The following is a 21,393-nucleotide window of genomic DNA, read 5'->3' as shown; positions in this document are numbered from 1 at the left end:
GAATAACCTGTGGCACGGCCGCCTCGGTGCGACGCAAAGACGGCCCACGGGGTAGCCTAGCCTGGATCGCCAAAATTTGCAGGACCGCGCTCCGGAGGTAAGCCGCAGCGCTCATCCGCGTAGCCTCAGTCCGGCATCCCGTTATGGTCCCCGAGCGGCCTCGCGGGCCAATCCACCCAGCGGTCCGCACGGGTCCGTTCGTGCGCTTCGTTGAGCGGGTAACGAATGCGGTTGTCGTCGCGCGGACGTTCGCCGATCACCATCAGCCTGACTTCGTCCGTCGTATTGTTGATGAAGGTGTGGCAGATGCCAGTGCCTGCCGGAAATGCGACGGAATCGCCTTCAGCAATGGGATGAAGCACGCCGTCGATCCAGACATCGGGCTTGCCTTCGAGCACGTACACAAACTCCTGCTCGGTACTTTCGGCGTGCGGATATGACGTCCGCCGGCCGGGCAGAAGCCTCACGTGATGAATGCCAATGCGCGTAATGCCGAGTGCGGCGGAAAGCGGCGCGTCGAGCGCCATTTTCTCGGTATCGCCGCGATAGGAATGTGCGTCCGGTTCTTCCAGTTCAGTCCAGTGTTTGATGAAATCGGGTCGGCTCATCGGTTGTTCTCCTTAGTACCGCTGTCGATCATCGAACAGGGGCATGCGGACCGGCCGGCAAGCGCCGTTGAAATTACCGCCGACCGGTAACTCGCCTGGCCCCTGCGCCTACGATCAGTAAGATCCCATATAGTCGCGCTTGCCGATTTCGACACCGTTGTGGCGCAAAATCGCGTAGGCCGTCGTCACGTGGAAGAAGAACTGGGGCAGGCCATAGTTTTGCAGATAGGCGCTGCCGACCAGCTTCTTCTCTTTCGGCGTGCCCGGACGCAGGACGATTTCCTTGTTCTCGCTACCGTCGAATTGAGCGGCATCGAGCGCGCCGATGTGGGTCAACGCCTTGGCGATGAGCGCTTGCAGGTCGGCAAACGTGACTTCGGTGTCGGGCCACGACGGCACCTCTACCCCGGCTAGGCGCGAGCTGACGCCCTTGGCGAAATCGGCAGCGATCTGCACCTGACGCACGAGGGGAAACATATCCGGAAACAGGCGCGCCTGCAGCAGCGCGTTCGGCTCGATGTTCTTTTCGGTGACGTGTGCGTCGGCTTTTTTCAGCACTTCGGACAATGCAGTCAGCATTTGCTTGAAAACTGGGACGGATGCACTGTAGATGGAACTTGTCATGATCACTCTTTCGGTCGATGTGGGTTGCCAGCGCGGAAGATGCCGCGCGCCGGCCGGTTTAATGTCGGGCTGGTAGTCGAACTTGTTGACTAAAGCGGCGGAAGATTACCATTGTCCGAGCGGGAATACCTATGCGCAAGCGCTGCACGTCTGCGATAGGAGGCAGTACTGGCAGGTCAGCTTCAGGCGAAGACGAACCAAAAAACAGGATTGCAAGACATGAACGACAAGCAAAATGTAGCGCCAGACAGCACAGCAGCGCGCGTCGCCTTGTGGCGCGCGCTGCATGTCGAGGCCGATCCCCTGCCGCATGTGCTGGAAGACACGATCGGCCTTAGGCTGCTGGCCCCGGACGAGGGCTGGCGCAGCCGCGGGGACATGGACCCGCAGTTCACGCGTCCCTTCCGCGCTTCAATCGTGGCTCGTGCTCGCTTCATTGAGGACCTGGTCGTGGAGCAGGCCAGCCGCGGGATTCGTCAGTATGTCATCCTCGGCGCTGGCCTTGACACCTTCGCACAGCGGAGACCGGAGATCGCGTCCCGCCTCAAGGTGTTCGAGATCGACCAGCCGGGGCCTCAGGCGTGGAAGCGTCAGCGCCTGATCGAGCTTGGCTTTGGCGTGCCGGATTGGCTGCGCTTCGTGCCGGTCGATTTCGAGGCAGGCGGGTCCTGGCGGGAAGGGCTCGTGACCGCCGGCTTCGATGACAGCAAGCCGGCAATCGTGGTCTCCACGGGCGTCAGCATGTATCTCACCAGGGATGCGAACGCGGCCACGCTGCGCGAAGTCGCGGCCCTCGCCCCCGGATCGACGCTCGCCATGACGTTCCTGCTTCCGTTGGAGCTGGCGGACCCCGAAGTACGTCCTGGGCTTGAGATGGCGGAGAAAGGAGCGCGAGCAAGCGGCACACCGTTCCTCAGCTTCTTCGCCCCGCCGGAAATCCTTGCGCTGGCCCATGAAGCAGGCTTTAAGGAGGCACGGCACGTCTCGGCGGCCGATCTTACCCAACGCTACTTCATGGGCCGGACAGATGGTCTGCGCCCGCCGAACAATGCTGAGGAACTGCTGGTAGCCAATACATAGTAGCCCGCGCACTTCGACGCTCATGCAGCCGGCTACCTGCTGCATGAGCGTCGAGCCGGAGCAGCAGCAACGCGCCGTGCAGCGCTTGTGCAAGTCGGTCCGCGGCACTGCACTGACCGAAGATCTAAGGCTCCGTGCAGGTCCACCCTCTTCCGGAGCCGAACAGCGATAAGGCCGCCTATCGACTTTGGACCGGATGCTCACGCTCTCTGCGGAAAGTACTGGGAGCCTCGCCATACCACCGCTTGAAGGCCTGCGAGAAACTCGACAAATCGCTGAAGCCGAGTCGCTCCGCTATTTCCGAAAGGGACAGTCTGCCGTCCCTCAGCAACTCCTCGGCCATGGTTCCTCGGGACTGCGCCAGCAGCACCCTGAAGGTCGTTCCCTCCTCTTGCAGTCGACGCTTCAAGGTGCGCTGGCTCGTATTCATAAGACGCGCCATATCCTCCAGCGTTGACGGCATGGATCCAGGAATTGCGTTCAGGTAGTGCTGGATCATCTTCGCGGTTCCCAACCGTACGCGCCGCTCCTCGATGAGCCGACTGCACATTTGTTCGCACATCGAGACCGTGACAGGGTCGGCTTGCGGTAGGGGTTGGCTCAGATGCGATCGTTCGAATGCCAGACTATTCAGGCTTGCAGAGAATTCCGGTTCTATGCCGAACACCGACTGAATCACCGAAGACGACCTGTCTGCCGGCAGAGGCCACTGCGCCCTGGTGGTCAAGCGCGCGAGCGGGAAGCGGTCCCTGCCGACTTCATTCAGCAATACCGCGGCTGCCGTCATATCGCGCTGCACCACGAAGTGCTTCATGGTGTCCGGCAGATCAGGTTCGCCAAAGATCAGCACGCCGAGATCGCCTTCTTCATGGTACGAGATCGAGGTGAACGCATAGGTCAGCGGCAGAAACCGCAGGGCCAGCGACAACGCATCGCCTGCCGTGGCGCTCGCGATCAGACCATAACCCCATAGCCCGTAAGCGGAGAAGTGATACCGCGCGCCGACCTGCAGCCCCAGCCCGGCCGGGTGTTTCAAGAGGCGCAGGAGATTGCTCACGACGCGCAACTCCTGGGCCGCATTCACCTCGACATGAGGATCTTCCAACTGCTCTCGCGCAAGACCGGTCCCCGTGAGCAGATTGGGCGCCGCAAGGCCGCGTTCCTCACCGAAGTCGACCAGCAAACGCACACTCGCCGGACTACGGGTGAAGTCCCAGAAGCTCATACAGAGAAACCCTAGTCAAGTCGCGTTGGCCCAAATACTAAAGCAATTGTCCCCTCGCAACATTCGGATTTTCCCGCGCCGGTTGCAACATCCCACTCAATCCAGTCGTCGACCTGACCGACCCGGAAAACGTACCGACAGAGGGAGACAACATGCTGCTCAGCCGACCGACCGATCTTGCGGCGCAGTTCGAAATTCAGCGCCACGCGTTCGCACGCGAGCCCTACCCGTCGCACGATGTCCGGATTTCCCGGCTGGATCGGCTTCTCGCGCTTACGGAGTCCCATGAGTCGGCGATCGTGAAAGCAATTAGCGCCGATTTCGGCGGCAGATCGGCGCATGAAACACGGCTGGCCGAGATCTTCGTCGTACGAGCGGGGATTCGGCATGCACGGTCGCATCTGAAGCATTGGATGCGTACCCGGAAGGTCAAAACCGATCTGCAGTTCCGCCCCGGATACAACCGCCTCATGCCGCAGCCGCTCGGCGTGGTCGGCGTTGTATCGCCATGGAACTATCCTTTTCAGTTAGCTATCGGGCCAGCGCTGGCGGCGCTCGCAGCAGGCAATCGTGTTCTTGTAAAGCCATCCGAATTGACGCCGCACTTTTCTGCCTTGCTGCACGAGATGATCGGAACCGCTTTTGATCCGGGCGAGCTCCGTGTCGTGACAGGCGACGCTGAAACCGGCAAGGCCTTTGCCGGTCTGCCGCTCGATCATCTGTTCTTTACCGGATCCACATCGGTCGGGCGGCAAGTGGCCATTGCCGCTGCCGCGAACTTGACGCCGGTCACGCTGGAACTCGGGGGCAAGTCCCCCGCGATCTTCGATGCTTCCTGCGACGTAGCGCGCGCGGTGCGGCGTCTCGCTTTCGGCAAGCTGCTCAACGCCGGACAGACGTGCATCGCTCCGGACTATTTGCTGGTTCCGGCCGGAACGGCCGACAGCGTAGCGGCTCAACTTTCGGCGGTGATTGCCGAGTTGTATCCGTCGCTGGCGAACAATCCCGATTACACGTCGATCGTCAGCGCTCGCCATCGTCAACGGCTTGTCGACCTGATTCAGGACGCACGCGCAGGCGGCGCGCGAGTCATCGAAGTGAATCCGGCCAATGAGCGATTCGACGACACATCGTCGAAGCTTGCGCCGGTCCTGGTCGTCGGTGCGACGGACAGCATGTGCGTGATGCGCGAAGAGATTTTTGGGCCGGTACTGCCCATCCTCGAATACCACTCCGTAGACGACGCCATTGCCAGAGTGAACCGATCGGACCGTCCGTTGGCCCTGTACTGGTTCGGCCGCAATCTCGCCAACCGCCACCGCGTACTGCGTGAAACCGTGTCTGGCGGCGTGACGATCAACGATTGCCTCTGGCATCTGGCGCAGGAGAACCAGCCCTTTGGCGGCGTGGGTTCAAGCGGCATGGGTGCGTATCACGGCGAATGGGGCTTCAACGCGTTCAGCAAGCAAAAGCCCATTTTTCATCAGGCACGCTGGAACGGTACGTCACTGTTTCATCCTCCCTATGGCGCGACCTTCAACTGGCTGCTGCGCGCACTCGAAACCATAAGCTGAGCATTACATTCCTGAGACCGAAGCATGAGCAAGATATTCGATTACATCGTCGTGGGCGGAGGCTCGGGGGGGTGCGTAGTGGCGGGACGTCTGAGCGAAGACCCGGACGTGACGGTGTGCGTTCTGGAGGCTGGTGGAGGCGGAAACGACGCAGTTGTGAATATCCCGGCCGGTGCGGTTGCAATGCTCCCAACCCGGCTCAACAACTGGGCATTCGAAACAGTCTCGCAAGCTGGGTTGGGCGGACGCCGGGGATACCAGCCGCGGGGCCGAACGTTAGGGGGTTCGTCGGCGATCAACGCGATGGTCTACATACGAGGGCATCGTTCTGATTACGACGATTGGGCCGCGCTCGGCAATGCTGGATGGTCCTACGAGGACGTATTGCCGTACTTCCGTCTGAGCGAGCATAACGAACGCATTGACAACGCGTGGCATGGCCGGGATGGGCCGCTGTGGGTGAGCGACCTACGCACCGGCAATCCTTTTCATTCGCGCTATCTGGAAGCCGCGCGTCAAACCGGCTTGCCTGTCACCGACGACTTCAATGGCGCGCAACAGGAAGGCGTTGGCATCTATCAGGTGACGCAGAAGCATGGCGAACGATGCAGCGCGGCGCGCGCCTACCTGTTGCCGCACATCGAACGGCGCGACAACTTGCGCGTCGAGACGCATGCCCAGGTACAGCGGATCATCTTCGACGGCAAACGCGCGGTTGGTGTCGAGGTGTTACTGGGCGGCATCATGCAGACCCTTCGCGCCCGCCGTGAGATCGTGCTTGCCGCCGGCGCGTTTCAGACGCCTCAGCTACTGATGCTGTCGGGCGTTGGGCCGTTTCACGAATTGGATCGTTTCGGCATCCGGATGATTGCGCATCTTCCTGGGGTCGGGAAGAACCTGCAAGATCATCCCGACTTCATTTTCGGTTACCGAACGCGAAGCCTCGATACGATGGGCGTGTCGATCGGTGCGGGCATGCGGATGCTTGGGGAATTACGGCGTTTTCGCAATGAGCGACGTGGCATGTTGACATCCAACTTTGCCGAATGCGGCGCGTTCCTCAAGACACGTCCCGAGTTGGACCGGCCGGACATTCAGCTGCATTTCGTGGTTGCGCTCGTCGACGACCACGCACGCAAGTTTCATCTCGGGCACGGTCTTTCATGTCATGTCTGTCTGCTGCGTCCCCGCAGCCGCGGGTCGGTCACGCTGCGCAGCGCAGATCCGCAGGACGCGCCGCTGATCGACCCGGCTTTTTTCCACGATTCCCAGGACCTCGAAGACATGGTCGCCGGATTCAAATTGAGCCGCAAATTGATGCAGGCGCCCGCTCTCGCCGACTGGATCACGAAAGATGTCTTTACGGCCGGCGCGAACACTGACGACGAGATTCGTCAGCGCCTTCGACAGCGCACCGACACTGTCTATCACCCGGTCGGCACCTGCCGGATGGGGTCCGACGAAAACGCCGTAGTCGATTCACAACTGCGTGTACGGGGCGTCGAAGCGCTACGTATTGTCGATGCGTCCGTGATGCCAACTCTCATTGGGGGCAATACCAACGCTCCGACGATCATGATCGCGGAGAAGGCGGTAGACCTGATTCGAGGCCGCACCCGGGTCCAAGCCCAACCGGAATCCGGCTTCGCGACGCCGTTATCCACGCAATCCCTGCATCCGAAGGAAAGCAGCCATGCAGCCGTTTGACACCCCTCACCTCCAGCACGCAGAGAAACCGTTGACGGCCGTCATCATCGGCACAGGCTTCGCCGGCATCGGAATGGCCATCGCGCTGCGGCGCGCCAACGTGCACGACTTTGTGATTCTTGAACGCTCACATGACGTCGGTGGCGTCTGGCGCGACAACAGCTACCCGGGCGCCGCCTGCGACGTGCCCTCGCACCTGTACTCCTTTTCTTTTGAGCCCAATCCGGACTGGTCCCGAACCTTCGCGCCCCAATCGGAAATCCACACGTATCTGCAAAACTGCGCGCGCAAATACCAACTCGGGAGCCACATCCGGTTCGGCTCCGAGGTCGCGAGCGCCGAGTACGACGAACAGCGGTCGCTGTGGCGGGTCACGTTGACCGATGGGACTCAACAGAGCGCAACACTGCTTGTCACCGCCACCGGGCAATTGAGCCGTCCGGTTTACCCCACGCTGCGCGGCATGGAAACCTTCACGGGCCGAACCTTCCATTCCGCGCACTGGGATCACGGCTATTCGCTCGCCGGCAAGCGGGTGGCGGTGGTCGGCACGGGCGCCTCCGCGATCCAGTTCGTGCCGGCGATCGCGGACCAGGTACAGTCGCTGACGGTCTTCCAGCGTTCACCCGCGTATATATTGCCGCGCCCGGATCGCCCCTACAGAGCCTGGCAGAAGGCCCTGTTCAGGTGGGCGCCGTGGACAACAAAGCTGCATCGTACGTGGATCTATACGCGGTATGAATCGCGCGCATTGGCGTTTACGCGTTTCAAGGGGCTCATGAAGGCTGCGGTGGGCAAGCCATTCCGCAAGTTGCTCTTCAAGCAGGTCCCCGACGCCGCGCGGCGGGCACAGCTTACACCGGACTATCCGATTGGTTGCAAGCGCATCCTGCTTTCGAGCGAGTACCTTGCGTCGATGAGCAAGCCGAACGTCCAACTGATTACGGAGGGGATCCGCAGGATAACGGAAGACGGCATCGAAACGGTGGACGGTGTGCATCATCAGGTCGATGCGATCATCTACGGAACCGGCTTCGCAGCAACGGAGTTCCTGTCGCCGATGCGTATTAGTGGACGCGCGGGCGTCGATCTGAACGACGCGTGGCGACGCGGCGCGAAGGCATACCTCGGGCTCACTGTCCCGGGCTTTCCCAACTTCTTCATGCTGTACGGTCCAAACACCAATCTTGGCCACAATTCCATCGTCTACATGCTGGAGAGCCAGATTGCCCATGTCATTCGCTGCTACAAGGCAATGAAGAAGGCCGATGCGTCGGCTGTCGACGTCGACGAACGCCGCTATCAGCGCTTCAACACCCACGTACAGGATCGACTGGCGAGCACGGTATGGAACGGGTGTAAAAGTTGGTATATCGACGCGACGGGGCACAACAGTACCAATTGGCCCGGCTTTACTTTCTCCTATCGCTGGTTGACGCGATTCTCGAGCCTGCAGGCATACCGTTTCACGCATGCGCTGCCGGAATCGGCCGGACGGTCCAAGGGTGTCGTAATCGCGGAACCGCACGGCATGCTGGAATCCGCGAATGCGCGCTTTCTGCGCGTCTTTCTAAGAGCAAGTTTCCGCTTGCTGGTGGGGCCGCCGTTCAGCGCCCGCGCTCAGCGGCGCACCGTGAGCCTGCTCTCCCCGCTGATGCCCGGCGTGCAGGGCGTCATTCGCTATCGCAGCCGGGCAACGGAGGTACCTGTCGAGATCGTTGCACCGAAGCGCGGCGAGACGGGCGGCGCGATCCTGTATTTGCACGGCGGCGCATTCTGTTTGGGTACGCCGAACACCCATCGCAGCGTGACCACTCGCCTCGCCGTGGAATCCGGCATGCTGGTTTGCGTACCCGACTACCGGCTTGCGCCCGAGCATCCGTATCCCGCCGCGCTAGATGATGCGCTGGCGAGCTATGACACGCTTCGCAGGCAAGGCTATGCGCCGGACAAGATCGTCATTGCCGGCGATTCGGCCGGTGGCGCCCTCGCGCTGGCGCTAGCGCTCGCGCTCAGGGATCGCGGCGACGCTGTTGCAGCGGGACTGCTGCTCATTTCGCCCGTTACGGACGCCTCCCTGCGCGGCAGCACGCTGACATCCCTGCGCGATCTCGACCCGATGATTCGTCGAGGCTGGCTCGAGCAAGCGTTGCACTGGTATCGCGTCCCGCCCGGTGACGAGCGTCATCAGCCACTTGAAGCGAATTTGCGAGGACTGCCTCCCATGCTGATTCAGGTCGGTGGTCAGGAGGTCCTTCTTTCCGACGCTTCACGATTGGCGAATCACGCCGCCGCATGTGACGTGTTATGCCGTCTTGAGATTCACGCTGCACGATGGCACGTGTTTCACCTGCAGTCGTTCTATCTGCGCTCCGCCGTGACGGCGCTCCGGACACTTGCTGCGTTTGCGCGTGAACGGGTTGCGGCTGGGCCGAGTGTTACGCATGTCGACATGCCGACGTAACGCCGACTGCGGTTGAAGCTGCCAAACACCCGGTAGCACGCGCTTCCATTGCCTACACTCAGATTGCGCGCAAAACGCTTTTGAGTACTGCGATCGCAACCGCGTTCGCGGTCCGACTTGCGCGCTTGAATCCCGTCTCGTACCAATCGTAAGGGGAATCGCCATGGCGACTTATGTGGTTCTTGCACAATTCACCGATCAGGGTATTCGTAACATCAAAAACACCCCGCAGCGGGCCAGTCTCGCGGCGGAGTTGGCCAAGACCTTTGGCTGTGAAATGAAAGAGATCTACTGGACGGTAGGCAAATATGACATTGTCACGATCGTTGAAGCACCGGATGACCAAAGCTTCGCGGCATTCGGCTACGCGCTAGGGTCCGCCGGCAATGTCCGTACGCAAACGCTCCGTGCGTTCACCAAGGACGAATGCAGCGCGATTATCGGCAAACTCCCATAAAACACGCAACCATCGCGGCACACGAGCCGTTCTCTTTCCGCGACTCATTCTCAGGAGGTCACGATGAACGCAAACAACAGTGAAGACGTGCAAGCATTCGTGCAAACGGCCGAGCAGGCCGGCGAGTACGTCTGGGTCATTACGCTGGTTGATTTCGGAGCGCAAAAGGTTAAACGTTCACTGGTTTCGGACGACACATTCGCCATGCGCGCGGCGGCGCAAGACGCCGGTGAAGCCTATCTGAAGGGGCTGGCCGCAGACCGGTAGCGACGCGCGAGGCCGCCTTGCGGGGCTGCCTTGTTTTAGCGCGCGGACAGACTAAAGTTAGACCAAAGGCAAAGGGCCAGAAAGGGAGGTCGCCAATGTCCACGACGCAACACGCTTCTGGATCGCCTTTTGCGGTGTCTGTCGATGCAGGTAGCTTCCACGTCACTCGACCAGGAAGCGCGAACGACGTGATCGATCTGCTGGAGAAAACAAATATTCAGATCGTCGATCTGAAATTCACCGACCTCCCCGGCCTCTGGCAGCACTTCTCGATCACACTTCCGGAAATTCACCCGGGCCTGTTTGACGCCGGAATCGGCTTCGACGGCTCGTCAATCCGCGGCTTCCAGGAGATCCACGAATCGGACATGCTGCTCAGACCCGATCCGACTACCGCCTTCGTCGATCCGGTTTTCGACACACCCACTCTGTCGATCATCTGCGACGTGGTCGATCCTGTGTTGCAGCAGCGCTATTCACGCGACCCGCGCTATGTGGCGAACAAGGCGGAGGCCTATCTGCGCCAAAGCGGAATTGCGACTACATGCTATTTCGGCCCCGAACTGGAGTTCTTCATCTTCGACTCCATCCGCTTCGGTCAGGACCAGCACTGCGGCTTCTACTATGTCGAATCGGCCGAGGGCGACTGGAACACAGGTCGCGACGAGGGCGCGTACGGCGGCGGCAATCTCGGCTACAAACAGCGCTACAAAGAGGGTTATTTCCCGGTGCCGCCGCATGACACGCTGCAGGAGATCCGCTCGGAGATCGCGCTGACGCTCCAGCAAGCTGGCATACAGATAGAAGTGCATCATCATGAGGTCGCGACGGCGGGCCAGAACGAGATCGACATGCGGTTTGAAACGCTCACACGAATGGCCGACAACGTGATGATCTACAAGTACGTTTGCAAGAACGTGGCGCGCCGGCATGGGAAAGTGGCCACGTTCATGCCGAAGCCGCTGTTTGCCGACAACGCGAGCGGCATGCATTGCCATCAGAGCCTCTGGAAAGATGGGCAGAATCTCTTTTACGATGCAAACGGTTGGGCGCTGACCTCCGACCTGTGCCGCTGGTACATCGGCGGTTTACTGCAACACGCGCCCGCCCTGATGGCTTTTTGCGCGCCGACCACCAATTCATACAAGCGCCTGGTCCCGGGGTATGAGGCGCCCGTCAATCTGGCCATGTCGCAGCGCAACCGTTCCGCTGCGGCACGCATTCCGATGTATTCGGATTCGCCGAACGCGCGACGTGTCGAGTTCCGCTGTCCAGACCCGTCGGCCAACGCGTACCTTGCTTTCGCGGCGATGCTGATGGCCGGACTCGACGGTATTGAAAACCGGACTGATCCGGGCGATCCGCTCGATCGGAACATCTACGACCTTCCCCCCGAAGAAGCCGCCAACATACGGCAGGTGCCCGGCTCACTCGACGCGGCCCTCGCCGCGTTAGAAGCCGATAACGCGTTTCTGCGCAAGGGCGATGTTTTCACCGAAGATGTGATCCAGACCTGGATCGAATACAAGCGCAAACGCGAGATCGATACGATCAAACTGCGTCCGCATCCGTGGGAGTTTTACCTGTATTTCGATGTCTGAGATAAATAACGTGCGAACCGGTCGCAACCGAGGCGCAACCGGTCGCAATCGAGGCGGCAGACTTCGTATCGTCGCCTTGGACTGAGCGGCAATTACTCCCGATAGGAGGCCCGACATGCGGCGCATTTATTTTCTATTGCCCGATGTGCAAAGCGGGAAGTCAATCATTGACGAGCTGCTGCTGAAGCGGGTCGAGTGGCGGCATATCCACGTGCTCGCGCGTCCTGATGTGCATCTCGAGCAGTTGCCTGAGGCCACGCTTACGCAGCGCAGCGACCTGCTTCCCGCGCTTGCGCGCGGCACCGCCGCGGGTGGCGTGACGGGCATGCTCGCGGGCCTTGTCGCGATGGCTTTTCCGCCGGCCGGGCTGACCATCGCGGGCGGCGTCGTCGTCCTGATGACGCTGGCGAGCGCAGGATTCGGCGCGTGGACCGCGACAATGATCGGTGTCGGCATCCCGAACACGCGTCTGAAGCGCTTCGAAAGTGCGATCGAAAACGGTGAGTTGCTGATGATGGTCGACGTCGGGAAGGATCGCGTCGACGAAATCGAAGAACTGGTCAAGAGTCATCATCCGGAAGCGGACATAGAGGGAACAGATCCGACGATTCCGGCGTTTCCTTAACGGCAAAGGAGGCGGCTTTCATCTCGTCGACGGCTGAGCGGTTCTTTCCGGACTCTGCGTTTGGACTAAGCTATAAATTCTGACGACCAAAAAGGGGATCGCGATGAAACGAGATCAAGACCTTTTGTGGGGAATTCTCGCAGTCCTGGAGGCAAGCGAACGAGGTGACGAGAACGATGATTCGATTGCGGCAGCGCTCGGGAAAACTCACCCAGACGTTAGCTTCGAGGCCATTAGGCATCACCTGCTGCTTCTCGATGACAGAGGGCTCGCGGTGCCACATGGAGCCGGCAACTGGCGCATTACCGACATTGGGCACGATGCTGTCGCCTCGAATCCAGCGCACGTAACCCAAATGCACACCAAGCTCAATCAGTGATCAACACGCCAACGCGTCCGCTAGACGAGGGGTCCACGCTTGGACGCGGCGCCTTGGGGCGAGATCGAGTCGCCGTAGTCGCAAGGTGAACGCGTTGCGGCTTCGCTGCCGCCTATGCGTCCGAACGCACGGTCAGGTGAAAACGCATCACGACCGATAGCGGGTTCACGTCCGCCAGAAAGTTTGAAGAGGGCGTTGCGATCACTCCAGATTTTCAGGTTCCATGCTGTTCTCCAGATTTATTCGCAGTCTCATCATGACGTGGTGTGCTGCCTCGATGTCCTCGACAGATAACCCGTCAGAGAGGCGATTGACCCAAGCGGCCTGAAGTCCCATGGCAGCGTCAAATGCTTGCCCCCCCTTGTCCGTCAAAACGACAAGTTGCGCGCGGCGATGGTGGGGGTTGACCTCGAATCTAACTAACCCGTCCTCTTCCAGGTCGTTGACTATTCGTTGCACGTTCTGGCGATTGGCGCTCAGGTCCCGAGCGATCCACGCGACCGGCTGAGGCTGCTGTGCTGCGGTGATTGCACCAAGGATCTGCCAACGGGCGCTCGTGAGCCCGAGTTCCGCGACCAGGCGATCGCCCGCCGTCAGAAGTCGGCTATTTAGCCTGAAAAAGTCGAGTATGAAGCTCGTCAGGGTCTCGCCGGCTGGCGTTCTCTTCATTTTACGCATTTGTCACCATTGAATTAATTTGACATCATAGTGTCAATGTACTATACATCAGCCATGTCAGATTGACATTATGAAGCCAAACTAACGGAGTCACCATGCCGCAATTGCGCCCACTAGACCCTTCCTTCCCGATCGAACGTCAACTCGCCACTGACGCCGCCCCCGTCGTACTTGTCAATGTCTTCACACTGGATAAGGCCGACGAGCAGACTTTTCTCCAGGTCTGGCAGGACGATGCGGCGTTTATGAAGCAGCAGCCCGGCTTCATTTCGACACAACTTCACCGCGCAATCGGAGAAAGTCCGACGTACCTGAACTATGCAGTGTGGGAGTCCATCGCCCACTTTCGAGCGGCGTTCACTCATCCGGAATTCAGGGCGAAGCTCAGCGCGTATCCCTCGTCGGCGATCGCTTCGCCGCACCTGTTCCAGAAGATTGCAGTGCCGGGTATTTGTGTCGGTTAGGCGCGTTTCCCGTCGAGCGCCATCTCGGGGTATCCGGTACTCTGGTGAAGACCTGCTTTTCGCGATCGGCGGTTATGATGAATCTAGATTTTCGGCAGGCCGTACCCGAAGACTCGGAATGGCTATTTGACACCTATCGGCGAACGATGAAAGGTTTCGTTACCTCAGCGTATGGCTGGGACGACGACTCGCAAAAAGCGGGATTTGCAAAGAGCGTTCGCCAAGGATCTTGCCAAATAGTTACATGCAAAGGCAACCGATGCGGGTTTGTGCACTGGGACGTCGAACCGGATCTCGTATGGCTGAGGATGCTTTGCATCGTGCCGGAGCTGCAAAACAAGTCGATCGGCAGTGCAGCGATTGCCAAGGTGATGTCGTTGTCCAGTTACTTACAAAAACCGCTGTACTTGAATGTCTTCGTATGCAACAGAGCTGCGTACGACTGGTACAGCAGGATCGGTTTTGTCGAAATCGAAAACGACGGCAAGGTCTCCACTTTGGTGCTTGCTCCTTCGTCATCACCGGCCCCTATGGAAACGCATGTGTAGTCTCCCAAGCACTGTGTCCCCATCGCAAACAGAATCGGTCATCTGCGGAAGTCGGCCCACGCTTTCACGCGGACGGCAGCACGTGCTCGCGGAACATCTCCCGCAGCTTGACTTTGTGGAGCTTGCCAGTGGCCGTATGCGGCAATTCGTCGACGAAGACTACGTCATCCGGAATCCACCACTTCGCGACCTTGCCCTCGTAGAACGCGAGCAATTCATCGCGCGTCACCTCCGCGTTCTTGCGTTTGGAGACGACGAGCAGCGGTCGCTGGGACCACTTCCGGTGCGCGCAGGCGATGCAGGCCGCCTCTGCGACGGCAGGATGCGCGATCGCCACGTTCTCCACCTCGATCGAACTGATCCACTCGCCCCCCGACTTGATGAGATCCTTGCTGCGGTCGGTGATGCGCATGAATCCGTCCTGGTCGATCGTGGCGACATCGCCGGTTGGTAACCAGCCGTTGACAAGCGGCGAGTCATCCTTCTGGAAATACCGCTCGATGACCCACGGACCGCGCACGTGCAACTCGCCGAACGTGACGCCGTCCCACGGCAGATCGCGCCCATCGTCGCCGACGATTTTCATGTCGACGCCGTAGATCACATGCCCCTGCTTTTCGCGCAGCCTGCGCTGCTCTTCCGGCGGCCGCTGCGACTGTTCCGAGTTGAGCTTCGCGAGGGTGCCGATCGGCGACATCTCGGTCATGCCCCATCCGTGAATGGCCTCGACACCATATTCATCCTCGAACGTGCGCAGCATCGCCGGCGGGCACGCGGACCCGCCGATCCCCACGCGTTGCAATGACGAAAACCGCACGCCCGCTTCCTTCATATAATCGAGCAGGCCAAGCCAGACGGTCGGCACGCCGTTGGAACAGGTAACGCGCTCCGCCTCCATCAGTTCGAACAGGGACTTTCCGTCGAGACGGTTGCCCGGAAAGACGAGCTTGGCGCCCGTGAGCGGCGCGGCATGCGGGATGCCCCAGGCGTTCACATGAAACATCGGCACGACAGGCAGTACCGAGTCGCGCGAGGACAGACCGATCGCATTGGGCAACGACGCGCCGAACGCATGTAGTACGATCGAACGATGCGAATACAGTGCCCCCTTTGGGTCGCCTGTCGTGCCGGACGTATAGCAAAGATACGATGCCTGCCGCTCGTCAAGGAGCGGCCAGTCGAACGCGCCGTCGTGCGGTTCTAGCAACGTCTCGTAGCTGGTCAGCGGCGTCGATGATTGCATCGCCGGCAGATGCGAGTCGTCAGCGAACGCAATCCAGCCACGTACCCTTGGACAGCACTGCGCGAGGCCATCGACCAGCCGCGCGAGGTTCGTATCGAACATGACGTAGCTGTCGTCCGCGTCGTTGATGATCCATGCGATCTGCTCGGGGAAGAGCCGGGGGTTGATGGTATGGCAGACGGCTCCAAAGCCCGTCGTGCCGTAATAGGCTTCCAGATGCCGGTAACCGTTCCATGCCAGCGTGCCAATCCGTTCGCCCGGCTGCACATCGAGCGCGATCAGCGCCTGCGCCAGTTGCTTGGCGCGCTTTTCGCAGCTGCGATAAGTGTAGCGATGCATGTCGCCTTCGATCCGTCGCGACACGATCTCCGTATCGCCGAAGTGCCGCGCGGCATGTGCGATCAGCGAGGACACGGTGAGCGGGACATCCATCATCAGTCCCAGTAGCGGCGGCGTTGTCGTGTTCATGGTCCCCTCAGCAGTCGTATATTCGCCCCCTACAGTATGAGGACCGGCATGCAGCACTGCCCGCCAAGATCCTTGTCGATTCGGTTCCCACTCTTCCAGATGCCGCGCAGCGGGGCATCCTCCTGACCACGCTTTTGCATCGCCGGGATGATGGCTCTCGAACATAAGAAAACCCCTTTCAGGTTAACCGCCATCAGTCGGTCCCATTCCGCAACGGTCGTGTCGAGAACGGTTTTCGCGAATTCGATGCCCGCGTTATTGACCAGAATGTCCACGTTGCCGAATCGGGCTTCAGCGAGTCGAACCATTTCACTCACGTCGGATTCCAGCGACACGTCCGCACGAACGTAACAGGCTTCGCCGCCTGAGGCGCAAAGAGTGTCGGCTTCGGCGGTCGCGTCCGTTACGTCAGCAAGCACCACCTTTGCTCTTTCGGCCACGAACCTTGTCGCTATTGCATGTCCGATGCCCCGCTGGGCACCCGTAATCAGGGCAACGCGGTCTTTCAGTTTCATGGGGTTCTCTCACGCAAACAGGGTGAGCGTCATGTTACCAGCCGAGATTTTGAGCGCTTTCGTCGAACCTCAGGGATGAGCGTAGTAGCCCGGCTGATCGATGTCGGCGAGAAGGTCCGGGCCGAGCAGCAGGTTTGTCGAGAAGAAGGCGTTTCCAGTCATGTCTGGATCCAGAAAAAGTCGATGCCGCTACCGGCACCTGACGGGTCGTGCGGGCACTCAAGCGTCAGTTTGTGTACCCAAGAAAGAGCGCACCCATACTCGGGTGCTCAAGTCTAGCGGCTTGGGCAAATGCCGCAGCCACGCTAACAAAGCGACGGCGAGACGGTGATTGGGGAAGAATGTTGTCCGACATAAGTTTTCCGATTGGCGATGATGCCAGGTTCTCGATACTTAGGAGCTTGATCTCACGCGCTATGGATTGCGATTGCGATAGAACTGCGTCTGCAAGAATATGAAGGCGTTAAGCGGTGGTTTCACCACGAGTGAATTCAGCGGCATGGAGCTTCACGAATTCGTGCATGCTCGTCGGTGCCTTGCCAGTGAGGTTGAATAGATCGTCGGTCATGCGGTCGTATCTCCCCTGCGTGTGAAGTTCGGCCATCACGGCGAGGTGATCGACGAGATGCGCGGGCACGCCCGCTTCCCGGAGCGTGTTGGTCCACGCAGAAAGCGGCACATCGCGGTAACGGATCGTCCGGCCGAGCGCGTCGGAAAAGGCACGCGCGTAGTGTTCGAGATCAGCCGACTCGGAGCCCGTCAGGTTATAGACATGGCCGATGTGCGGCGCCGGATCGTCGAGGATGACGGATACCGCACGCGCAACATCGACGGCCGAGATCGGCGATGTGCGGCTGCTGCCTAGCGGCAACACCAGTTCATCGCGATCACGCACGCCTGCATCGGCGAGACGCAGAAAGAAGCCTTCGAGAAAGACCGTGGGCCGCATCGTGACGACCGGCAGCCCCGACCATGCCAATACCTGCTCGGCAAGCCAATGCAGCTTGTGCTGAGGGCTGTTGGTGGTCTGCGTGATGCTCATTTCCGTGACCGTCATCTGCGACATGTTCACGAAGGCTTCGACGCCATGGTGGCGCGCCACCGCAGCGACGTTGACCGTGGCTTCCAGATAGTTCGCCGAGATCGACATGCCGAAGTAAACGCGCGAGCACCCTTCGATCGCACGATGCATCGAGGCGAGATCGGTCAGGTCGCCGAGCATGACCTCGGCGCCAAGCCGACGCAGATCTTCAGCGCGTTCGTCTTCACGACGAACCAGGGCGCGCACTTTATGCCCCTTGGCGAGGAGCATTTCGGTAACGTTGCGACCGATGCCACCGATAGCGCCGGCCGCTCCGGTGACGAGAATCGGACGGTCGTGTGAAGCTTGAATATTCATATCCTTTACCTTTTCGAGGAGTAGAGTGCATTTATGCATATGCACACAAAGATGAAACGAGTCCCGACGGTGTGGCTGCTCAGATCAGCTTTTCAGTGCTCGCTGATAATCGCCTTGCAAGAAATCAATCATCGTTCTGGCCACAAGTTCGGGCTGCTCTTCCTGGATGAAATGGCCACTGTTCTCCACGTCCACAGCAGTCAGATTCGCCGCCTTTTGCCCAACGACTTTCTTCGACGGCGCAGACCATTCAGGAGCGCAGTGACCAATTTCACTCCCTAGTCAAAGAAAGAAATGCTTCCCTACCGCCGATGATACGACTCGATCCTTGAACCGCGTTGCCAGTGCGCCCATTGCCCGCCAACCGGTGCAATGCGCGGCGGCGATCAGACTAAGATTGAACTGTTCTAGCGCTTCGACAGTGTCTGGAATGATGCTTTCTGTTGCACCTGACAAATGGAAGCCGCCTAGTACCCCGTAGATCGGGACGTCAGGGAAGCGATTGCCTGCATGAGTTAATACGTTGATGAGACCTGCGTGCGAACAGGCTGTAAAAACAAACAAACCCTTGTTAGCGATATGCACGGCAACAAATCGTTCATCCACGAGGAGTTCGTCCAACTCCCATTCGCCGTCAGGCCCAAGCCTGTGCTGGCCAGGCATACCTCGCTCGAAGCTTGTCACGCGCGGGATTTCACCGCTAACGTAGAATGATTTCGACAGAACCGACTGTTCAACTCTCGTAATAATTAGTTCTGCACAGTTACCGGCAAGCACCTGCTGGCTTGGAATATCCTCCATCGGCATCATGCGGCCCTGCGGATTCTTGACCGCTCGCGATGCGAACATTTCTGGATGCATATAGGTTGGGACAGGCTTTCCACCGTTTGCCAAAGTTATCATCTGCAGTGCCCGTGGCATCGCTGCTGCATGATCCCAATGTCCATGTGAAAGCACCATCGCGCCGACCTTGCCGAGGTCGAGGCCGAGCCTGACGATGTTACGTTCGAATACCCACTCATCAGGCCCCGTATCAAACAGAAGTGAGTGCGACGTGTCGCCAATCCGGGCTGTAATCAGGCAAGACAAGCCATGAGCGGCGCAACAAAGACATTTTCCGCCAAGCCATGTCATCCCGCGCCGCCAGGCCCCGGCAACCTCCGTTTCGACATACTTTGGATTGGATGAAAGGTTATCGGTCACGTTATCGACTATGAACGTAATCTCCAGGCTGTCGATCGGCTCAATCATATCCGCCTCCTTAGTGCTGCTGTTTCCCAGTAGATTCCAAGCTCAGAAGTTTGTCGTTGCTGCTTGCTACCTAACGCCGACTACCCTTGAACTCCGAATTGATTTCGGTACCTAGCACCTTGCGTGGCGAACAGTCGCCGCAAGAGCCCTTACCTGATCAGTCCCGCAGTAAACCTTCCGCCAAAAGTGCTTCCCGGACTTGCGGGCGACCAGCCACGCCTTGCTGAAACGCAGTGATAGCGGGTAGCCGCGTTAAATCCAGGCCAACGTGCCTTGCCCAATTTGTTATCGTGAAAAGATAGGCGTCGGCTACCGAGAAATGCTCTCCCATCAGCCATTGCTGGGGCGTCAGGGTTCGCTCCAGTAATGCGTAATATTTGAAGAGTACTTCTTGCTTTGTGCTGCGGATCAGTTCGGGCGTCGCGGGATTGAAGAGCGGGGAGTAACTCGTGTGCACATCAGAATTAATGAAACCAAGCCATTCCTGCAGACGGTACCGCGCCATCGTCCCATTGCGAGGAACGAGATTGCGTTCTGGCTTCAAGTCCGCGAGGAACTGCATGATTGCAGGACCTTCCGTAAGAAAACTCCCGTCCTCCAGTTCGAGCACTGGCACGTTTCCCTTTGGATTGATTGTGAGAAAGTCGATTTCGCCTTGGGTGCGCTTCGACGAAATGTCCACTTTTTCGAGTTCAATTGCGATACCGGCTTCGCGTGCGACGATATGTGACGCAAGCGAGCATGCGCCCGGCGAGTAATAAAGCTTCATGTTTGATCCTGACAAGGCGTTAAAACAATTGCGCTACGATCGATCCCACCTTAATCGTCACGCGCAGCAGATGGTGACGGGCCATAGGACGCCATGAGCAGTCCGCGCCGATATAATCCGGTAACTTCCAGGTTACTAAACCACAACGGCGCGATAGTCCGCCCGCGTTGCCTGCCTCTCCAGGAAAACCGGCGGCGCAGCAGCCCAATACGCTCTAGCGCTTTCTACTGGGGAGACGGCGGATTCAAAAGCTTACTCAACGGCTTCAGTGGGCCGATTGGGAGCAGCGAGAATGTCATTAAGTGCGCTTTCCCCAAAGGAAGTGCCTCAAGCATTTCATGCGCTTGACTTACGTCGGTAACGTTCAGGATGAACGCCACCCCAGCCCGGTCTTGCAGTGAATACCACTGGTCAATCTTGCCCTCGAGGTAGAGTTGCGCCGTCTCGCGAACTTCGGTCGGAAGAATGCGTTGGACAAGTTGCATGTCCGTGCCCGGTGGAAAGGTGCCAATCGCCAATATCTTCGTGGTTGGCGTGGTTGGCATCGGGGTGGTTTGCGCCATGGAAACTCCAGCAGAAGCGACCAGCACAGAGGCTGTTGTCAAATTAAGAAGAAAGCGTTTCATCGAACGTCCAGCACCGACATGTCGGCGGAGATTCCGGCCAGTTGGACAAAATCGGCGGTGGCAGCAAGCCCACGCGTGTGAAAGTGGCCGAGGACGCCCGGTTGCCGTGGTGTGAGCGGCCGATCCTCCGGCCCAGGGACCGTGAGTGCGATCTTCTGCTGCCCGGTCAGGCCGGTCGCGCGATAGTGTTCGCGTACGCCATCAAGTGCATCAGTCATTGCAAAATCCTCACTGCTTCGATCGATAGATCGTTCGTTACGGCAACGCTTCAATACAAGGAGGCTGGCGCGAGGCCACACCAGATGCCGTATTCAGCGCTGCGGCTTCTGGTCCCGTCAGATAGCAATCGCGGAAGCGCTCATCGACGCGCTCCCACATCCGTTTCGAAAACAGCAGCGCTGCGTTGAGCGGGCGATGATTGATGACCACGGAATCCGTCTCGCCCTGTTCGTTCAGATGCGCGACAACCACCGTTTCGATCGGCACGCCCTGGATCTGCGACCGATAGGATTCCATGTACAAACCGTTGCCGATCTCGCCCTTGTAGCTGTGATGCTGGAATTCGTAGAGCGAGACCGCGTGTTTGATCACGGAGAGAATATCGGCTCGTCCCTCGATCGGACGCTTCAGGACGGTGGCTTCGAGCGTCGCGCTTTCGGCGAGCCTCGCCAGCCAGAGCGGCGGACCGCCTGCCGGCGCCAGCACGGGGGCTGTGTCGTTGAATTTCATGCTGGGCGCTCCAGTTACGGTTTGCTCGTCATGCCTGCGCTAGCGGCATCGAGCGCTGCTTCGAGCGTGATGCGCGCCTTTTCGAGGCGGCG

General features: G+C 59.3%; 23 protein-coding genes. 11 read left to right on the top strand and 12 right to left on the bottom strand.

From position 1 onward, the window contains the following. Positions 1 to 125: 125 nt before the first annotated feature. Together GNZ13_RS15810 and GNZ13_RS15805 are read right to left on the bottom strand one after the other, a co-directional pair. Positions 126 to 608, bottom strand: coding sequence for a cupin domain-containing protein (locus tag GNZ13_RS15810; protein ID WP_172165939.1), 483 nt, complete (start codon positions 606 to 608; stop codon positions 126 to 128). A gap of 114 nt (positions 609 to 722) precedes the next feature. Continuing rightward, the gene (locus GNZ13_RS15805; RefSeq protein ID WP_172165936.1) at positions 723 to 1,232 is read right to left on the bottom strand and encodes a DUF1993 domain-containing protein; all 510 of its coding nucleotides are present in this window, start codon (positions 1,230 to 1,232) and stop codon (positions 723 to 725) included. A gap of 219 nt (positions 1,233 to 1,451) precedes the next feature. Here GNZ13_RS15805 and GNZ13_RS15800 point away from each other — a divergent pair, with 219 nt between their 5' ends. Beyond that, positions 1,452 to 2,312, top strand: a complete 861-nt coding sequence (locus GNZ13_RS15800; RefSeq protein WP_172165933.1) for a class I SAM-dependent methyltransferase — start codon at positions 1,452 to 1,454, stop codon at positions 2,310 to 2,312. 178 nt (positions 2,313 to 2,490) lie between these two features. Here the strand turns inward: GNZ13_RS15800 and GNZ13_RS15795 are convergent, their stop codons facing one another. Further along, positions 2,491 to 3,537, bottom strand: a complete 1,047-nt coding sequence (locus GNZ13_RS15795; protein WP_172165930.1) for an AraC family transcriptional regulator — start codon at positions 3,535 to 3,537, stop codon at positions 2,491 to 2,493. A gap of 152 nt (positions 3,538 to 3,689) precedes the next feature. Here GNZ13_RS15795 and GNZ13_RS15790 point away from each other — a divergent pair, with 152 nt between their 5' ends. The 8 genes from GNZ13_RS15790 (at position 3,690) to GNZ13_RS54260 (ending at position 12,611) form a co-directional block, all read left to right on the top strand. Further along, positions 3,690 to 5,111, top strand: coding sequence for a coniferyl aldehyde dehydrogenase (locus GNZ13_RS15790; RefSeq protein ID WP_172165927.1), 1,422 nt, complete (start codon positions 3,690 to 3,692; stop codon positions 5,109 to 5,111). 24 nt (positions 5,112 to 5,135) lie between these two features. After that, positions 5,136 to 6,818, top strand: a complete 1,683-nt coding sequence (locus tag GNZ13_RS15785) for a GMC family oxidoreductase (RefSeq protein WP_172165924.1) — start codon at positions 5,136 to 5,138, stop codon at positions 6,816 to 6,818. Beyond that, complete coding sequence (locus GNZ13_RS15780) at positions 6,805 to 9,282, top strand: flavin-containing monooxygenase (RefSeq protein WP_172165921.1); 2,478 nt, start codon at positions 6,805 to 6,807, stop codon at positions 9,280 to 9,282. The genes GNZ13_RS15785 and GNZ13_RS15780 overlap by 14 nt, the downstream gene beginning before the upstream one ends. 163 nt (positions 9,283 to 9,445) lie before the next feature. Further along, positions 9,446 to 9,739 (top strand): GYD domain-containing protein, encoded by a 294-nt coding sequence (locus tag GNZ13_RS15775; RefSeq protein WP_172165918.1) that lies wholly within the window; start codon positions 9,446 to 9,448, stop codon positions 9,737 to 9,739. Between the two features lie 63 nt (positions 9,740 to 9,802). Then, positions 9,803 to 10,006 carry a hypothetical protein gene (locus GNZ13_RS15770; protein WP_172165915.1) on the top strand — a complete coding sequence of 68 codons (204 nt, stop codon included), beginning with the start codon at positions 9,803 to 9,805 and terminating at the stop codon, positions 10,004 to 10,006. 95 nt (positions 10,007 to 10,101) lie between these two features. Continuing rightward, the gene (gene glnA, locus GNZ13_RS15765) at positions 10,102 to 11,607 is read left to right on the top strand and encodes a type I glutamate--ammonia ligase (RefSeq protein WP_172165912.1); all 1,506 of its coding nucleotides are present in this window, start codon (positions 10,102 to 10,104) and stop codon (positions 11,605 to 11,607) included. Positions 11,608 to 11,722: 115 nt separating this feature from the next. After that, entirely contained in the window at positions 11,723 to 12,232 is a 510-nt protein-coding gene (locus GNZ13_RS15760; protein ID WP_172165909.1) for a DUF1269 domain-containing protein, read from the top strand. Between the two features lie 103 nt (positions 12,233 to 12,335). Further along, on the top strand, positions 12,336 to 12,611 hold the full coding sequence (locus tag GNZ13_RS54260) for a winged-helix domain-containing protein (protein WP_172165906.1): 276 nt from the start codon (positions 12,336 to 12,338) through the stop codon (positions 12,609 to 12,611). 201 nt (positions 12,612 to 12,812) lie between these two features. Here GNZ13_RS54260 and GNZ13_RS15750 read toward each other — a convergent pair whose 3' ends face one another. Further along, positions 12,813 to 13,289 (bottom strand): MarR family winged helix-turn-helix transcriptional regulator, encoded by a 477-nt coding sequence (locus tag GNZ13_RS15750; RefSeq protein WP_172165903.1) that lies wholly within the window; start codon positions 13,287 to 13,289, stop codon positions 12,813 to 12,815. Positions 13,290 to 13,384: 95 nt separating this feature from the next. Here GNZ13_RS15750 and GNZ13_RS15745 point away from each other — a divergent pair, with 95 nt between their 5' ends. Both GNZ13_RS15745 and GNZ13_RS15740 read left to right on the top strand, forming a co-directional pair. Further along, a complete protein-coding gene (locus tag GNZ13_RS15745; protein WP_172165900.1) occupies positions 13,385 to 13,753 on the top strand; it encodes an antibiotic biosynthesis monooxygenase family protein in 369 nt (122 codons plus the stop codon). A gap of 77 nt (positions 13,754 to 13,830) precedes the next feature. Next, positions 13,831 to 14,301, top strand: a complete 471-nt coding sequence (locus GNZ13_RS15740; RefSeq protein ID WP_172166003.1) for a GNAT family N-acetyltransferase — start codon at positions 13,831 to 13,833, stop codon at positions 14,299 to 14,301. Between the two features lie 64 nt (positions 14,302 to 14,365). Here the strand turns inward: GNZ13_RS15740 and GNZ13_RS15735 are convergent, their stop codons facing one another. The 8 genes from GNZ13_RS15735 to GNZ13_RS15700 all read right to left on the bottom strand — a co-directional run bounded on the left by GNZ13_RS15735 (position 14,366) and on the right by GNZ13_RS15700 (position 21,301). Beyond that, on the bottom strand, positions 14,366 to 16,012 hold the full coding sequence (locus GNZ13_RS15735) for a 3-(methylthio)propionyl-CoA ligase (protein ID WP_172165897.1): 1,647 nt from the start codon (positions 16,010 to 16,012) through the stop codon (positions 14,366 to 14,368). A 29-nt stretch (positions 16,013 to 16,041) separates the two neighbouring features. Next, on the bottom strand, positions 16,042 to 16,527 hold the full coding sequence (locus GNZ13_RS15730) for an SDR family NAD(P)-dependent oxidoreductase (RefSeq protein ID WP_172165894.1): 486 nt from the start codon (positions 16,525 to 16,527) through the stop codon (positions 16,042 to 16,044). Positions 16,528 to 16,990: 463 nt separating this feature from the next. After that, entirely contained in the window at positions 16,991 to 17,926 is a 936-nt protein-coding gene (locus GNZ13_RS15725) for an NmrA family NAD(P)-binding protein (RefSeq protein WP_172165892.1), read from the bottom strand. Between the two features lie 282 nt (positions 17,927 to 18,208). After that, complete coding sequence (locus GNZ13_RS15720) at positions 18,209 to 19,177, bottom strand: MBL fold metallo-hydrolase (RefSeq protein ID WP_172165890.1); 969 nt, start codon at positions 19,175 to 19,177, stop codon at positions 18,209 to 18,211. A gap of 157 nt (positions 19,178 to 19,334) precedes the next feature. Next, positions 19,335 to 19,946: a glutathione transferase GstA gene (gene gstA, locus GNZ13_RS15715; protein ID WP_172165888.1), complete on the bottom strand. Its 612-nt coding sequence runs from the start codon at positions 19,944 to 19,946 to the stop codon at positions 19,335 to 19,337. A gap of 224 nt (positions 19,947 to 20,170) precedes the next feature. Continuing rightward, positions 20,171 to 20,572, bottom strand: coding sequence for a hypothetical protein (locus GNZ13_RS15710; RefSeq protein WP_236002014.1), 402 nt, complete (start codon positions 20,570 to 20,572; stop codon positions 20,171 to 20,173). Next, positions 20,569 to 20,790, bottom strand: a complete 222-nt coding sequence (locus GNZ13_RS15705; RefSeq protein ID WP_172165886.1) for a hypothetical protein — start codon at positions 20,788 to 20,790, stop codon at positions 20,569 to 20,571. The genes GNZ13_RS15710 and GNZ13_RS15705 overlap by 4 nt, the downstream gene beginning before the upstream one ends. A 37-nt stretch (positions 20,791 to 20,827) precedes the next feature. Next, positions 20,828 to 21,301, bottom strand: coding sequence for a hypothetical protein (locus tag GNZ13_RS15700; RefSeq protein WP_172165884.1), 474 nt, complete (start codon positions 21,299 to 21,301; stop codon positions 20,828 to 20,830). Positions 21,302 to 21,393: the final 92 nt, after the last annotated feature.

Origin of the sequence: Paraburkholderia elongata, assembly GCF_013177735.1 — a bacterium.
In the GTDB taxonomy this organism is placed as follows: Bacteria; Pseudomonadota; Gammaproteobacteria; order Burkholderiales; family Burkholderiaceae; genus Paraburkholderia; species Paraburkholderia elongata.
The sequence above is the reverse complement of the archived record's forward strand: the minus strand, read 5'-3'. Positions and strand labels throughout refer to the sequence as shown.

Bases quoted from the DNA above. Each gene is read 5' to 3' on its own strand.
- GNZ13_RS15810 (WP_172165939.1), bottom strand. From the start codon at position 608: ATGAGCCGACCCGATTTCATCAAACACTGGACTGAACTGGAAGAACCG.
- GNZ13_RS15805 (WP_172165936.1), bottom strand. From the start codon at position 1,232: ATGACAAGTTCCATCTACAGTGCATCCGTCCCAGTTTTCAAGCAAATG.
- GNZ13_RS15800 (WP_172165933.1), top strand. From the start codon at position 1,452: ATGAACGACAAGCAAAATGTAGCGCCAGACAGCACAGCAGCGCGCGTC.
- GNZ13_RS15795 (WP_172165930.1), bottom strand. From the start codon at position 3,537: ATGAGCTTCTGGGACTTCACCCGTAGTCCGGCGAGTGTGCGTTTGCTG.
- GNZ13_RS15790 (WP_172165927.1), top strand. From the start codon at position 3,690: ATGCTGCTCAGCCGACCGACCGATCTTGCGGCGCAGTTCGAAATTCAG.
- GNZ13_RS15785 (WP_172165924.1), top strand. From the start codon at position 5,136: ATGAGCAAGATATTCGATTACATCGTCGTGGGCGGAGGCTCGGGGGGG.
- GNZ13_RS15780 (WP_172165921.1), top strand. From the start codon at position 6,805: ATGCAGCCGTTTGACACCCCTCACCTCCAGCACGCAGAGAAACCGTTG.
- GNZ13_RS15775 (WP_172165918.1), top strand. From the start codon at position 9,446: ATGGCGACTTATGTGGTTCTTGCACAATTCACCGATCAGGGTATTCGT.
- GNZ13_RS15770 (WP_172165915.1), top strand. From the start codon at position 9,803: ATGAACGCAAACAACAGTGAAGACGTGCAAGCATTCGTGCAAACGGCC.
- glnA (WP_172165912.1), top strand. From the start codon at position 10,102: ATGTCCACGACGCAACACGCTTCTGGATCGCCTTTTGCGGTGTCTGTC.
- GNZ13_RS15760 (WP_172165909.1), top strand. From the start codon at position 11,723: ATGCGGCGCATTTATTTTCTATTGCCCGATGTGCAAAGCGGGAAGTCA.
- GNZ13_RS54260 (WP_172165906.1), top strand. From the start codon at position 12,336: ATGAAACGAGATCAAGACCTTTTGTGGGGAATTCTCGCAGTCCTGGAG.
- GNZ13_RS15750 (WP_172165903.1), bottom strand. From the start codon at position 13,289: ATGCGTAAAATGAAGAGAACGCCAGCCGGCGAGACCCTGACGAGCTTC.
- GNZ13_RS15745 (WP_172165900.1), top strand. From the start codon at position 13,385: ATGCCGCAATTGCGCCCACTAGACCCTTCCTTCCCGATCGAACGTCAA.
- GNZ13_RS15740 (WP_172166003.1), top strand. From the start codon at position 13,831: ATGAATCTAGATTTTCGGCAGGCCGTACCCGAAGACTCGGAATGGCTA.
- GNZ13_RS15735 (WP_172165897.1), bottom strand. From the start codon at position 16,012: ATGAACACGACAACGCCGCCGCTACTGGGACTGATGATGGATGTCCCG.
- GNZ13_RS15730 (WP_172165894.1), bottom strand. From the start codon at position 16,527: ATGAAACTGAAAGACCGCGTTGCCCTGATTACGGGTGCCCAGCGGGGC.
- GNZ13_RS15725 (WP_172165892.1), bottom strand. From the start codon at position 17,926: ATGAATATTCAAGCTTCACACGACCGTCCGATTCTCGTCACCGGAGCG.
- GNZ13_RS15720 (WP_172165890.1), bottom strand. From the start codon at position 19,177: ATGATTGAGCCGATCGACAGCCTGGAGATTACGTTCATAGTCGATAAC.
- gstA (WP_172165888.1), bottom strand. From the start codon at position 19,946: ATGAAGCTTTATTACTCGCCGGGCGCATGCTCGCTTGCGTCACATATC.
- GNZ13_RS15710 (WP_236002014.1), bottom strand. From the start codon at position 20,572: ATGAAACGCTTTCTTCTTAATTTGACAACAGCCTCTGTGCTGGTCGCT.
- GNZ13_RS15705 (WP_172165886.1), bottom strand. From the start codon at position 20,790: ATGACTGATGCACTTGATGGCGTACGCGAACACTATCGCGCGACCGGC.
- GNZ13_RS15700 (WP_172165884.1), bottom strand. From the start codon at position 21,301: ATGAAATTCAACGACACAGCCCCCGTGCTGGCGCCGGCAGGCGGTCCG.